Source organism: Shewanella surugensis (assembly GCF_023284005.1).
Taxonomy (GTDB): Bacteria; Pseudomonadota; Gammaproteobacteria; order Enterobacterales; family Shewanellaceae; genus Shewanella; species Shewanella surugensis.
The window spans coordinates 1-14746 of the sequence record NZ_JAKIKS010000133.1 but is presented as its reverse complement, the minus strand read 5'-3'; the positions used below and the strand labels follow the sequence as shown (position 1 = coordinate 14746).

Sequence of the window (14746 nt, the reverse complement as noted above, 5' to 3'; positions counted from 1 at the left end):
TAGGTTGCTCTCCTGTCTTTTGGTCGAGACTTGAGCCTACCTATACCGCGGTATAGGTGAAACCTATGCGAGTCACCCCGGCAGAGCCGGGGGTTTACCGTTTGTTAATTAAAAAAACAGTCTATTATAGGACTTTAGCACTTAACTCAAACCTATATTTAATCAAATACTTATCAGGATTAGTGTAAACTACATCAGAAAATAATGATTTACAGATGAGTAAATAACAGTTGATTATTTGACCACCATGAGTTACCGACGACTTAACCTTCATAATTGACATTAAATGCTAATTTAATTGTTATTACATGTGTCTCGTTTAGAAATTAACCCCATAATATATTGAAGTTTAGTATGAATGTATTAATTTATTAACTTGTCCAAATAAAAAATATCAATGATATTGACGATACATTGACTTCGTTAATATAAAGCATCGTGTTAAAACAAACAAAACCAAGCGGGATCACATTTAAAACAAAAACAAAATAACACACGATATTAATTTACAAATATCTCTAAAACAATGATTTAATTATTAATAATAATTAATAGTTCAAACTCTATATTGACTTAAGTATACTGCCTGCTCTAGTGTCTATGTATAGGGTTATTTTTTCTTATCCTTTTGATGTCTCCATTATCATTTGAATTGAGACCGTTAAAACGTATTATTTGAAAAACAACCTTCCTCTTATACAGATTGAATTACCTATGGAGGTAGTTGTTATGAGAAATTTAGATCTTTTTAGTACCGCGTCAATCGATCATTTACTTTGGTCATCTGAAGAAGACATTACTGAACTTAATTCTCCAGCCGTTTCTATTTTTACGGATTTTGATCATTCTCTCCCTTTAGTTGTTGATGCTCGCACTACAGCGATTGAAACAGTAGAGATAATGGATAAAACTCATGCATACATGCGGCTAGTGGTCGATCAAGAGAATAATTTTTTAGGTATCGTCACCAAAGACGAGTTACTGGAACGAAAAATATTAAAACAAGCACAAAGCGTAGGCGAATCTCGGCATGAACTGTCTATTCGAGATATGATGATCCCTAGGGAGTCGCTCTTAGCACTAGATTACCATCAAATTAAATCAGCTAAAGTGAGTGACGTCATTCGAGCGCTGCAAACAAATGGTCTACATCATATTCTTGTTGTTGATCAAAAAAGACATCACATACGTGGCCTAATCTCTGCAAATGATATCTCTAGAAAATTGAAGCTGCCATTAAATATTGCTCCGCCCCCTTCTTTTCAACAAATATTCAATGTGGCATATTAAAAAGATATCTATTTGGTTTTAATGGTGAATATTTTACCATTAAAGCCGAATATATCAATTTGTTCGACTCCTACGCTTGAATAAACATCCTTTCATACAGAGTATTAATATTGATTTTAAACCTCTATAGCAACATAAAAAAAATATTACCCCATCATTACCACAATAAATTAATATTTAACCTATCCTTTAAAAAGAAGCATTTTTAAATCCTCTCATGTGACTTAAAATGTAATGTATCATAATATGAAAATGAATAATCTGGACTTCATTAAACGAGCACCATCAACTCATCAAACGACTAAGATTAACTTCGATTATCACTATTATTCAAATCGACTTGTTACTTCTAATGATCGCCTTGACCCGCATTTTAGTCTATTCCGATCGCCATAATATCATTGCCAACATCAGTAAAAGTATTCACTGAAAATGTAAAGCAATACGAATGAAAAGGAAATTCAACTCAATGATATACAAAAAAAATGATACAAAAAATGCCCCTGAATTACCAAGCCTTATCCGTGTAGCTCTTGTCGATGATCAACCGCTAGAAAGACAAAGCTTAGCGAGCTTGCTCTCTATTGCTGATAATATAGAACTAACATGGCAAGCCGAAGATGGTGAAGATGCATTAAACAAACTAAAACGACAAAACGTTGATGTTTTACTCTGTGATATTCGTATGCCAAAATTGGATGGGATCAATACATTAAAGCAATTACGACAAGCTAACAATAATTTGCCCGTCATAATGTTAACGACCTTCAGTGACTATCAATTACTTATCCATAGCATTGCCTCAGGAGCAAATGGTTTTCTATTGAAAGATGTCACCCACAATCACTTAATCAACGCGATTAAGCAAGTCATTAATGGTGGCTATTTATTTGAAAATGACATACATGAACGATTATCAATCCTTCATAAAACCGTATCAGAAGAAGCTCAACAAGCCATGAATATTTCTAAGAGGGAATATGAAATATTATCGTTAATGGCTGGAGGATTTTCTAACCAAGACATTGCCAACGCTATTTTTCTTGCCGAAGGTACGGTAAAGAATCACATATCAGCCCTGTTATTAAAATTAAAAAGCCAAGGTCGAACTGAAGCCATACTTAAAGCACTAGAGTTAAGTCTTATTTGAGTAAACACTTATTTCATAGATAAAATCAAATAACGCAAGTCTTGTCACTCTCATAAAAGAGTACCCGTTTTGGCCTTACCCTATATTATGGCTAGTGACATTCTTTTCTTCGACACCATTTAGCTGAAGATCTCTTTCATCTTGATATTAACGCCTTCACGACTAAAAAAGGAAACGGCATAACCTCAACTCGATTTAATAAGTGTCAGGCTTACTTTTTGTTCACTTATAAATAACAGTATTATGGATTATCTGGTGAGTTTACTCTCTCATTTCCTGCTTAATGCCGACATCATTGTCGATATCAAGACGGAGTTTCGACCGTAATAACTCACTATAACTAGGAATGCCAACACCGATAGTAGGCATTAAGCGGCGCAGCTTAAACCGAGTTAAGGTGACTTAGACAGCACCCTTTCTATATCAGGCGTATTCCAGGTTAATTTCATCAAAATAAGTGACGTGATGGCTGCGACCGCACAGATATAAAAAGGAAGATGAATATCGAGTCCCATCAATATCCCCCCCACTAATGACATCACTCCCGCAGCTAAAGTAAAGCCCGCTGTCGTTATCCCCATGGACCAACCTTGCTCATCTTGACTGACACTATCAGAAAAAAGACAAAGCAGTGTGGGGTAGGCTACACCAAAGCCCAAATAAAATACAGCAATGGCAATATAGCACACAAAAACACTTGAACTCATTGAAAAGACTAATACAGACAGAGTCATAACCATTGCTACTACTGCAATGGTACGCCGCTTCCCCAAATGATTTAACACCCTTTCAATAAGAAATAGACTTGAAAAAGCAATCATTGACCCCATGATTAGCATCGCCATACTGGTACCGAATAAGCCAATTTGAAATCGACTGCTTAAGTAATTGGTCAAAAAAATATAAAAAGTGACATTGGCAGTCATGAAACTCAGATAGACACCAGATAACCTCAACACTAAAGGTTTATCTCTTAGCTTCAATATCATGGTAAATATTTCAAGTGGTTTAAATAAAATATCCTTATTCGGCTTACGCACATCCTGATAAGAGAATAAGACTAAAAAAAGGGTGATCAGCACTAAAATACTCGCAGCATAAAAAGGGAGCTGGACACTCGCTAAACTCCCGATAATCGCTTTATCTGACAACACCCCCCCTATTAAAGGTCCCCCCATTAAACCCGCACTGATCCCAGCAACAATAAAACCCATGTTGCGCGCTTTATCTTTATCATTTTTACTTGCATCCATTGTTGCAGCTTGTGCTATAGGTTGATTTCCAGCGGTAAAACCCGTTATCGAACGCCCCACAACAAGTAGCCATAAGCTATTTAAAAATATAGCTAATATTGTAATAAAATAACCTATTAAAGCACCAAAAAGACAAATGAGTATGGCATTCTTTCGACCAATACTATCTGATAGCTTCGCGATATAAACCGCCCCAAGAAACCAAGAAAGGAAGAAAATACCAATCACTAAACCATAAAAGAAATGTCTTTCGGGATCGCTTATATCTAAAGGTAAGAAAGCAATCGTTTTTGACATCATAAGTTCATTAATAATAGGGAAAACGAGCCCTTGACCCATAAGATCAACAAAGACGACTGCAATTAAAGCAAAACGACTAAGGGGAGACATTGAGGCATTCCTTTGAAAAACTCCTTCCGTTATTATAGCGCTAAAAAATAGTGTCTAAAAAATAATGTGGCATAAAGATCCGCATTACATTCAAAAAGCAATAAGATGAAAATAATGAGAAGTTTAGAAGAGTTAATAGCTTTAGAGAGCAAGACGAACGATTTTGGGTTCCTCTAGCCACTCAGCGATAGAGAGTGAGAGTGAGAGTGGCTATTTCATACACATTAATTAAGTTAAATCCATCTCCTGCACTTTCTCATGTGCAATAATTGGCGTCGTACAAATCGGTTTTTGATGCTTATCGGCTTTTAGCTGGCCTTTACGGTGTTTGAGTGCCGCATCCAATTTTTTCCCTGCTGAAGCAATAGCAGGATACATGACCTCATTGGTAGCAGAAACAGACACCCTACTGCCTTCGTAATTAGTACGAACTTCAACTTGAAATTCTCCATGTTCTTTGGAAATGGTTGTATCGAGGGAAATTAAGGTGGGAAAGTGATTTTCTATTTTGGAAAACTTTTCGGTAATATGCGCTTTAACGCTGTCGGTGATATCAACGTGGTGACCTGAAAGATTTAGTTTCATAGCGATTCCTACTTTAAAGTGACTTCTTATCTATAGTTTTGTTTTTTCCATTAAAAACTCAAGCTATATGAAGAAGAATTAATACTACAGACACAGGCTCAATAAGAAAGTCTCCTACGGGCACAGTGCTAATGCTATTACATCTACAATGCTCTGATAGAGTAACCCATCACTGGTAAATTTAAAATCAGTAACGTTAGTTAATTAACAAAGACTAATTTAGGTTACCCATGCAAATATCATCACACTCAATTTATTTTAGCTCATAACCCGCATGTTTGCTGGGTTTAATCATGTAGAAATCGCCTTTTTACAAGAATATTATTATAAGAAGTTGAAGGATCAATTGCTTAAGTTTAAACAAAATTTCCATCCAAAATAATTCAAACAATAAACACTCATAAACGAAATACAAATTAAACAATTTAAAAACAATAAGATAACGACAACCTAAAAATATTTAAGTGATGACATCAACAGCAAGGCTACCATCACTCATAAACACTATCATTGTCTTGCTAATAACTCCTGTAAGGCAGCATCTTTTTTCCCCACGGCAAGAGCAGATTCAGCTCTTTCATCAAAAACAGCCTGAGCTAATGAGTCATCAGCAACCGCTAACATCTGTGCAGCCAAATACCCTGCATTTTTAGCCCCAGCGTTACCAATTGCAACGGTAGCAACAGGGACTCCACCAGGCATCATAACCGTAGAAAGCAAGGCATCTTGACCATGTAATGGCCCACAATCAATCGGAACACCAATGACTGGACGAGTCGTGATCCCTGCTACCGCACCAGCAAGATGAGCCGCTAAACCCGCTGCACAAATAAACACCTTACAACCACGTGCTTCAGCATCCGCAACAAAACGGTGGGTAGCAGCAGGCGTTCTATGAGCAGATGTAACTTTTGCTTCAAACTTAATATTAAACTTGTTCAATATATCCAGCGTGGCTTGCATTGTAGGTAAATCAGAGTCAGATCCCATTAATACCGCAACAAATGCTTGAGTCATCTTAAATCCTTAGTCAGCCTGAGTTTCGGCGCATTATAAAGAAAGTCATCTTAAAGCGTAACCCAAGTAAGCTCTCTTGAATTGAGACACTGAATCCTACATTCAAAACAATACAGTAAGCCATTGAAAATAATAAAATTAGTGACAAAGTACAATCAATTCCTCTCATACATATGAGGAAAAAAAAGAGAGAAACATTCTCACGAAAAAATCCGAAAGTAGCATATTTAGGTAGCTTGGGTATAATAGCTTTCTTAATTTATAGTGAATAAAATTATTCTCTTAGACATTAATATCTACACTCACAGAAAGGATTTTCTGGTGCTCCATAATAATAAAAATATAATCGAACAATTTGATCTCAAGTTTCACCTCGTTTTACTCGGTTCCCCTCTCATATTACTTATTCTATGCTGGATGATTTTTTTTAGCGCCATATCTCAATATCAATCTATGTTAACGCTTTCTCTCGTCTGTATCATTTATATATTAGGTTATAGTTTAAGCTACTACCTTCATCAGGGAAGACTCAATAGAGCCACTGAACATTTACAGCAAATGCACTGTATTAACGATATCACGTTTGAATTGATCCCTTTTTCAGATCAATATGAAAATGAAGCTTCTTTTCTCAATGCATTACTAAAAAAAGCCGTCAGTTGCATTGATGGTGCGGAAATGGGGACCATTATCCGAATAGATCCCAGCAGTAACGCCTTGTATTTCGAATCATCTGTCGGTATCGACCTCAATAAATTAAGGCAAGTCGACTTTAATTTAAACCAATCATTTGAACATCGCTTTACTGACGGACGGTGCGACAGGGTCGTTATCATTGATAATATGAAACATATTAATGAACAGAATACCCTTACCAAAAACGAGAAAACCATTTTGTTTAACGCCCCCATTATTCCCATTTATTCCACATTATCAAGCCCTATCCATATCGATGGCCAACTCTATGGTTTACTTAATCTAGACAGTGGCTCACTGAATGCCTTTAATGAATATGACAGTCATCTTGTAAAGCTCCTCACCCATGAAGCCGCTAATGCCATTAATCTTTATCAAAAATCAAAAGAAATACAAAAGCTCACATTTCATGATCCACAAACGGGACTCTATAATCGAAATGGGTTTGAAAAAAACCGCTTAGAATGGAAAATAAAGCCTCATTTTGGCAGTTATCTAGTACTACTCAATATCGATAACTTAACTTCATACAATAAAACGGCAGGATACGATGCCGGAAATAAGGCCATTCACTTGTTATGTCATCATTTACAAGCCCGATGGAAGGGGGAGCAACTCATGGCTTATTTGGGAGGAAATGAATTCATCATGCTTTGCCATGGTCCGCAAAGCCAATTGAAGACTCAGCTTATAGATTTACAATCCGAATTAATACCCGCCTCACAACAAGTGAATTTGACGTTAATAAAGATCAATTTTGGTATAGCAACATACCAAGGTCAATGGGATGCCGCCTTTCTCAATGCCAAGCACGCATTGAAACAGATGAAACAAGCTCATCCTATTAATACCCCACATTGAGATAGACCCAAACCATCAAACAAGATACAGCTCTCTTTAGAGCTGTATTCATTTTCAAATGACGATTTCAACCAATACTCATTAACCAAAAAATAAACGCCACAACCAAGATGAATCTAAATCTTTCTGACAGCTACGATATTGCTTAGCATAGCGTTTGGCTCTTGCATCCACTTTATTCGATACCTTAATCAGCCAAGCTTTAGAGCGATAACTGTTTCGTTTATACCCCCCCCAACCTTCATGGTAATTAAGGTACTGCTTTTTAGCATCCCACTTAGAAACCCCATTTATCTTTTGGGTTTTATAGATGAACCACCCCATAAAATCCATGGCATCATCAAAGTCACTCCTACTTGACCAAGAGTTTCCTGTTTCTCGCACATAATCATCCCAAGTCATGGTTTTTGCTTGAGCATACCCATAAGCACTACTCACTCGTCCAATGGGGATAAAACCTAAAAAATACTCCATGGGAGGCGCAGCATTATGTTTAAATGAGCTTTCTTGATACATCATAGCCAGTGGTACATGAACAGGCACACCCCATTTTTCACGGGTGTTTTTCGCAGCGTCGTACCAACTTCGATTTTCTTGAAATATTGAACACAAGTCTTCTGCATTCTTAGGAGGAGAACTCGCACATGCACTCAAAAGTAAAGAGATAAAAATAATCTGCAGTATCAATCGCCACGTCATAAAATTGCTACCAATGTAAAAGTTAGACGCCACAGTTTCACATTGATAGACTGAGTATGCAATTATCCTATCGATTAATTACTCTTGAAGCGAGACAGGCAATTCACATGCTAACGTCTCTTTTTTCCATATAACCGGTTCCCAGTAACCACTATTATTGCCCGTGTACTGCCTATCGATATTAAATTGAGCAGCCAAATGATATTGCTCATTTGTCACAACATCAATATCTAACTTTTTGGTTTTCCTTGCTGATAGTGCGACCTTCAACCTAGGATTATCAATCAGTTCTGCCAATGTGAATTGGTAATGCCCCGGCTTTAACCAGTAATTGGGTTTTGAAATCACGGGCTTTCCATTGAGGTGAGTAACCACCACTCGATATAAGTTTGCATGACTATCAGGCTCTAAATATCCAGAAACAGTGCCACATTGCCGTAGGTTTTCAGGATGAGATGAACACGCTGAAAGCAAAACAGTCACCAGAAATAATAAAGTAAACTTAATCCTCATAGTCATTCTTAAAATAAGTCCTTAGATACTCATCAAACTCCAGCTTATCGCTAGCTTCTAATTGTACTTGTTGTGTCAATGAATCATCCGCGGCCGTTTGATACTGTTTCTGGATCTCTGCAGATAATGGATATTGCCATAATTTAGCTTGATAATTTTTTGCTAATTGTGCGACCCAATGTCCATGTTCCATGCCAGTTTTGCCTAGCTCTTGCATTATTTGACCTGACAATGTTTTATTCGGATCACTAATCGCCTGAGACCATTGAGACAGTGCCCGCTGATAAGTCATATCGCCCTCTTCATCAATCAGCTCTGCCAATACGTTAAGTTCAACAAATAGCTCATTCATCCATTGAGATAAAGCAATTGACTCACCCCCTTTCAATAAGGTCAAATTCGGTTTCCGTCCCTCTAACACAACAGATTTTAGATTAGTCGCAATTGTTTGCTCTTCATTCAGATCCGTACAGGGTGAATCTTCCAATAAACAATAAAGCAAAAATAAATCTAAAAAGCGCACTTGTGCATCAGAAATACCGACTTCACTGAAGGGATTCACATCCAACGCCCGGACTTCAATATATTCAACACCACTCCTTGCCAAGGCTTCTGATGGTTTTTCACCCGGCAAGGTCACTCGCTTAGCACGAATAGGCGCATAGAATTCATTTTCAATTTGTAAAACGTTGGCATTAAGCTGACGATAATCATCATTCACTTTAACCCCCATTTTCTCAAAATTGGCTGACGGCATATTAATCGCGGCTTTCATACCTTCAAGATATTGAGGTAAGCTATTATAGCTAATATTTAAGCGCTCTTGTTCTTGATTTGTATAACCTAAATCACTCATCCTCAATGACGTGGCATAAGGCAAATATAAGGTGCCTTGACCTAGCATTTTAAAATTCAGATCCGTTGATTGATTTTTCAGAAAGGATTGACAAATCGCCGGAGAAGCACCAAATAAATAAGGTAATACCCAAACCAAGCGTCGATAATTACGAATTAAGCCAAAATAAGCATCCGACGTAAAATCAGTCAAGCTATTTTGTTTACCAGACAATACGTGCAGTTTTTCAAATAGTGGTTTTGAAGCTGAAAAATTAAAATGCACACCTGATATAATCTGCATGAGTGCACCATAGCGATGCGTTAAGCCCTTACGATACAAACGCTTCATTTTTCCAACATTGGAAGTCCCATAATCAGCTATAGGAATTTTCGTTGTATCTCCCACATAGCATGGCATGCTAACAGGCCAAAGTTGCTGCCCCTTTATATTCTGCACCGTATAAGCATGTGTCTGTTTAAGATCATTCAATAATGCATTAATATCACTGTGTACTGGGGTGATAAACTCAAGTAAAGATTCGCTATAATCGGTGGTGATCCGCGAATGCATTAACGCTGAACCCAACACTTTAGGATGAGCATCCATGGCCAAATGTCCGGATTTCTCAATACGTAAGGCTTCTCGTTCAATACCTCGATACATTGTTCTTAATGCTTTTCTTCCAGGCTGATCCGATAAAGCTTCAACTAACTTATTGAATGATTTCAATATATTATTCTCTAGTAAGTGAACTGATATCAATATAACTTGTTGATTCTAACTACTAACGGCATTGTGAGACCTCGAAATTAATCAATATTCGACTGAGATTCAAGCCTTCCTTAATCGCCATTTAAAAATGACTCTGCATTAGAGTCATTTTTTCCCTACTCAAACAATGTCAGTCTAAGCACATGAAGATATATGGCCTAACTAAACCTTTTACAACAAAAAAATAGCTATTTTTACAAATTTAACACTTTTATAGGGTAGCCCAACTGACGAACAGAGGTTTCTACTTTTGTTTTATCTCCCACGATCAAGATTATCATATCATCTAAAGCCAATTCTTGAGATGCCAGTTTATTTAAACTGTCTTTAGAAATAGTCTTAATGATTTCACTTTGCTTTAACGTAAAATCTTCACTAAGGTGATATCGTTGTATTAAACGCATAAAGCTGGCTTTTTGATAAGGGGTTTCATAATCTAGCGCCTCGCTTTGAGAAATCGAGTTACGCATAAAGCTTAGTTCTTTATCTGTCATGCCAGATTGCTGATAACGTGAAATTTCTTTAATCAATTCACTTAATGATTGAGCCGTCACATCCGTACGCACGCTCGTGGTGACTTGAAAATATCCTTGTTCAACACCGCCATCAAAGAAGCTCCTCGCCCCATAGGTATAGCCTTTATCTTCTCTCAAATTTAAATTAATTCGACTATTAAAGGCACCACCCAAAGGATAATTCATCAAATTAGATTTAAAAAACAGACCCGTTGCATCATAAGGCAATGCTCGTTTTCCTATTTTAATCACTGATTGCGCAGCATCGGGTTTATCGACAATATAAATTGTTCCTCCTTTCAATTCAGGTAGCTGACCTAAAGGAGGTAATGCACTCGATGCCCCGCTCCACTGAGAAAATCCTTTAAGCCGCGGCATGAGTTCAGTTTGAGGTAAATTCCCCACCGCCACAAACTGAGCATTCTTTGCTGTATATTGCTCTCGATAAAATGCTTTAACATCATCCAATGTAATGTCATTAACTGTTGCAAGGGTTCCCGTAGCATTGACGCCTAATGCATTTTTATCGCCAAAGAGTAAATGATTAAAAGCGGTTTTAGCTAAATAACTAGGCTCAGATTGCATATGCTGCAAGCTTTGCAATAGTTGCTCTTTTACTCGGCTAAAATCAGCTTCTTTAAAACCTGGATGAAAGAGTTTCTCCTCCACTATCGCTAAGGTTTCATCCAAGCGAGAAGTCAAACAAGACACCTGAACATAGCTCTGATAATCACTTGCACCAAAACTAACATGACTGCCTAACATTTCTAAGGCTTGTGCTAAGTCTTCATTGCTCCTAAGACTGCTGGATTCATTCATCATTGATGCGGTTAAATTAGCTAAACCCGCTTTATTCACATCAACTAATCGATGTCCACCATTAAGGTAAATCATTAATTCAATCGTCGGCGTCTCATTACTCTGAGTCCCCATCACTTGAATACCATTAGCAAGATCTTGCTTCCAAATCACGGGGGTTTTGAGCACCAGAGCAGGACCTGCTGGTGGCATTTTTGTTCGATCGAAACTCGACTGAACGGGTTGACGTGATACCGTTCCTTTAATCACATCCGCTGCGATGACTGTAGATTCAGGAACAAAAGTATCTGGTTTTGCTATTAGCTCTTTTTCACCCATAGGGACAACACTCATCACAACCATAGGCTTATCTTTGATATAAGTATCAAAAACTCTCATCACATCTGCCCGCGTCACATTAGCATAACGCTGAAGATCGGAAGCAATCATATTAGGCTCTCCAGCAAAAGTTTGATTATAAGCTAACGTTGACACCTTACCTGATACACTCTGCAAACCAAAAATCGTTGACGCTTCAAATTGAACTTTAACTTTATCGAGATCTTCTTGGGTCACACCACGTTTTTCAAACTCTTGAATTGAATCCAGCATGCGTTTTTCAAGAGCGCCTAAATTAGCTTCTTTATCCGGATTAGCAACCGCATACAAAGTAAACTGGCATGCCAGTTCCTGACATGGATGATTCACTCCCGCCTGAACCGCATAACCACTCTTAACTAAATTCTTATATAATAATGACGTTTTCCCTCCACCTAAAATATTGGCCAATAAGTCAAGTGGTGCTTCATCAGAGTGCCTCGCATAAACGGTGGGAAAAGCAATACGCAATAAAGGTAAATAAACCCGATCTTCCATCGATAAATATTGAGTTTTATCTAATTTAACTAATGCCTTTTTAGGCGCCTCGACTTCAGGGCCTCTTGGGATCTCACCAAAATACTTGTTAACCCAATCTAATGTCTGGGCTTCATTAAAATCCCCACCGATGGTTAACGTCGCATTATTAGGGCTATACCAGCGTTGAAAAAATTGCTTAACATCATCCAAATCGGCTCGATTTAAGTCATCAGGCCAACCAATAACTGGCCAAGAATAGGGATGACCTTCGGGATAAAAAGCTTGATTAAATTTTTCACCCATTTGTCCATAAGGTTGATTATCAATACGTTGGGCGCGCTCGTTCTTTACGGTTTCCCTTTGAACTTCAAATTTTTGCTTCGTTAACGCAGGTAGAAAGAATCCCATTCGATCAGATTCTAACCACAACATTTTCTCAAGTTGATTACTGGGCACGGTTTCAAAGTAATTCGTTCTATCAGTATTGGTGGTGCCATTTAACGTTCCACCGGCTTCCGTAACCGTTTTAAAATGCAGTTCATCAGCAACATGCTCCGATCCTTGAAACATCATGTGCTCGAACAAGTGAGCAAAACCCGAACGCCCCTTCAGCTCTCTAGCCGAACCGACATGATAAGTCACATCGACGGTCACAAGAGGATCGGAATGATCTTCATGCAAAATGACAGTTAAACCATTAGCCAGCTGATACTTACGAAATGGGATCCCGACTTGCGATCCAGTCTGTTTACTGGTTTCCAATAACACCACTCCCTTGGGTAACGTTATTTGTACTGGTTTATCAGCACAAGCAACTAACACAGCAGCAATCCCCACTGCCCAAAACCATTTTTTCAATGTCATTCCTCTCATCAGTGCCTACATCTATGTCATTTATCATTAGTCTAAAAGCATACAAAAAATTAAGATATAGAAACAGGATTAATTAATTAAGCGTTATGTTGAGTTAACTACCAGTACCAAACTAACATCACAATAGCAAAATAACGTGCTAATTTACCGATAAAAATCATCAATACTGACGGAAAAAATGCTAATCGCATCCAACCTGCAAATAAACAAAGAAGATCCCCAATAATCGGTACCCAAGCCAATAATAATGCCCAATAACCATAACGCTGAATTAAATCCATTCCGTGCTTATATTTTCCTTTTGACATTTCCTCAGGGGAAATAGCAAAGCGTCCCAAATAGCCTAAGTAATAACTGGTTATGGCACCTAGAGTATTACCTATAGTCGCCATGATCAGCAGGGCTTCCCAAAATGACTTATTGTCATTCAATAATGCTACGAGTAAAAACTCTGAACCACCAGGTAACAAGGTTGCGGCTAAAAATGCTGCACTGAACATCAACCATAGTTCAGTCATATTGTCTACTCCACTTAAAAAACAACTTTTATTTTGCATTAAAGCTAATGGGTAAAATTAAACATCGAAGTCAAAAAAAAACAAGCTAAAAATACTTTTATAAACAATAAAATGTCAATAATAGGTGAGCGAATAACGATTATTTATTATTTCAGTATAAAATGAATAAAAACGGCTACATGTCTTGCTTTACTTTATCAGCCATTCAAGCTACCCCCTAGCTTTCGAGCAAGGCCCCACACTTGAAAATAATAACACCACGTATTCTTATCAATAAATAAAATAAAAATTCCATGAAAATAATGTCACAAAAATAGTTTTTTTATTTTATACTTTTCAATAATCTATCACTTCAACGGTGAAATAATGGCAAAATTATTTATTCTTCCCGCGCTTTTATCCTTAGGTTGGATACTTTTTTTAAGCTACCACGGGATCCCTTTAAAACAAGGCAAAACAGGGTTCATTTACATCATTTCGATTAGTGCCACTGTAATTGTTACACTAAGCTTACTGCTTTGGCTAACCTCGGGACAAAACATCCGCGGCTAAAACATTTTCTATAAGAGTAAAAAAGTCCCACGAAGCCTTTCAATGCTCTTTAAAAATGACGGTTAAAATGACGGTTAAAATGACGGTTAAAATGACGGTTAAAATGACGGTTAAAATGACGTCAAGCAGGGAATATCAACAAATAGGATAGATTAGATAAAACAGTTTAATTTAAGGCTTATTTAAAAATAAAAAGTCTTTCTATATGAATAGATGGCATTGAAATTAATCAATTTTTTGAAGAAAAAACCCTGCAACAGAGGTACAAAAAAACCGCTATCAAAAGCGGTTTTTTTGTATCACATTTAATGTGATTTTATATAATGGCGGAGAGGGAGGGATTCGAACCCTCGATGGGATTTAACGCCCATACTCCCTTAGCAGGGGAGCGCCTTCGGCCACTCGGCCACCTCTCCGTACAAACATGGTGCGCGTGGAAGGAGTCGAACCTCCGACCACCTGGTTCGTAGCCAGGTACTCTATCCAGCTGAGCTACACACGCAAAATTTGGTAAATCTTTATATGGTGCGGATGGGAGGAGTCGAACCTCCGACCGCCTGGTTCGTAGC

The 14746-nt window shown here is 37.6% G+C and carries 12 protein-coding genes, 2 tRNA genes and 1 pseudogene; 5 read left to right on the top strand and 10 right to left on the bottom strand.

The features are described from left to right. The first annotated feature begins 729 nt into the window (after positions 1-729). Together L2764_RS22560 and L2764_RS22555 are read left to right on the top strand one after the other, a co-directional pair. Complete coding sequence (locus L2764_RS22560; RefSeq protein ID WP_248942581.1) at positions 730-1290, top strand: CBS domain-containing protein; 561 nt, start codon at positions 730-732, stop codon at positions 1288-1290. Positions 1291-1759: 469 nt separating this feature from the next. Next, positions 1760-2440 carry a response regulator transcription factor gene (locus L2764_RS22555; protein WP_248942580.1) on the top strand — a complete coding sequence of 227 codons (681 nt, stop codon included), beginning with the start codon at positions 1760-1762 and terminating at the stop codon, positions 2438-2440. 392 nt (positions 2441-2832) lie between these two features. Here the strand turns inward: L2764_RS22555 and L2764_RS22550 are convergent, their stop codons facing one another. The 3 genes from L2764_RS22550 to purE all read right to left on the bottom strand — a co-directional run bounded on the left by L2764_RS22550 (position 2833) and on the right by purE (position 5685). Beyond that, the gene (locus tag L2764_RS22550) at positions 2833-4083 is read right to left on the bottom strand and encodes an MFS transporter (protein WP_248942579.1); all 1251 of its coding nucleotides are present in this window, start codon (positions 4081-4083) and stop codon (positions 2833-2835) included. Positions 4084-4311: 228 nt separating this feature from the next. Beyond that, a complete protein-coding gene (gene hpf / locus L2764_RS22545) occupies positions 4312-4668 on the bottom strand; it encodes a ribosome hibernation-promoting factor, HPF/YfiA family (RefSeq protein WP_248942578.1) in 357 nt (118 codons plus the stop codon). 507 nt (positions 4669-5175) lie between these two features. Then, the gene (purE, locus tag L2764_RS22540) at positions 5176-5685 is read right to left on the bottom strand and encodes a 5-(carboxyamino)imidazole ribonucleotide mutase (protein ID WP_248942577.1); all 510 of its coding nucleotides are present in this window, start codon (positions 5683-5685) and stop codon (positions 5176-5178) included. A gap of 321 nt (positions 5686-6006) precedes the next feature. Between purE and L2764_RS22535 the strand changes: the two genes are divergently transcribed. Next, positions 6007-7242, top strand: coding sequence for a diguanylate cyclase domain-containing protein (locus L2764_RS22535; RefSeq protein ID WP_248942576.1), 1236 nt, complete (start codon positions 6007-6009; stop codon positions 7240-7242). Between the two features lie 81 nt (positions 7243-7323). Here L2764_RS22535 and L2764_RS22530 read toward each other — a convergent pair whose 3' ends face one another. The 5 genes from L2764_RS22530 to L2764_RS22510 all read right to left on the bottom strand — a co-directional run bounded on the left by L2764_RS22530 (position 7324) and on the right by L2764_RS22510 (position 13625). Then, positions 7324-7941, bottom strand: a complete 618-nt coding sequence (locus tag L2764_RS22530) for a transglycosylase SLT domain-containing protein (RefSeq protein WP_248942582.1) — start codon at positions 7939-7941, stop codon at positions 7324-7326. 78 nt (positions 7942-8019) lie between these two features. Further along, a complete protein-coding gene (locus L2764_RS22525) occupies positions 8020-8460 on the bottom strand; it encodes a hypothetical protein (RefSeq protein WP_248942575.1) in 441 nt (146 codons plus the stop codon). After that, positions 8444-10021, bottom strand: a complete 1578-nt coding sequence (gene gshA, locus L2764_RS22520) for a glutamate--cysteine ligase (RefSeq protein WP_248942574.1) — start codon at positions 10019-10021, stop codon at positions 8444-8446. Before gshA ends, L2764_RS22525 begins: the two co-directional genes overlap by 17 nt. Positions 10022-10257: 236 nt before the next feature. Beyond that, positions 10258-13092: a M16 family metallopeptidase gene (locus L2764_RS22515; RefSeq protein ID WP_248942573.1), complete on the bottom strand. Its 2835-nt coding sequence runs from the start codon at positions 13090-13092 to the stop codon at positions 10258-10260. 113 nt (positions 13093-13205) lie between these two features. Then, entirely contained in the window at positions 13206-13625 is a 420-nt protein-coding gene (locus tag L2764_RS22510; RefSeq protein ID WP_248942572.1) for a YqaA family protein, read from the bottom strand. A 366-nt stretch (positions 13626-13991) separates the two neighbouring features. Between L2764_RS22510 and L2764_RS22505 the strand changes: the two genes are divergently transcribed. Both L2764_RS22505 and L2764_RS28325 read left to right on the top strand, forming a co-directional pair. Beyond that, positions 13992-14177, top strand: coding sequence for a hypothetical protein (locus L2764_RS22505; RefSeq protein WP_248942571.1), 186 nt, complete (start codon positions 13992-13994; stop codon positions 14175-14177). Next, positions 14178-14243, top strand: a pseudogene (locus L2764_RS28325) (hypothetical protein); the annotation flags it as partial. A gap of 258 nt (positions 14244-14501) precedes the next feature. Here the strand turns inward: L2764_RS28325 and L2764_RS22500 are convergent. Continuing rightward, positions 14502-14593: transfer RNA gene (locus L2764_RS22500), tRNA-Ser, on the bottom strand. A gap of 9 nt (positions 14594-14602) precedes the next feature. After that, a tRNA-Arg gene (locus L2764_RS22495) sits at positions 14603-14679 on the bottom strand. Positions 14680-14746 lie beyond the last annotated feature (67 nt).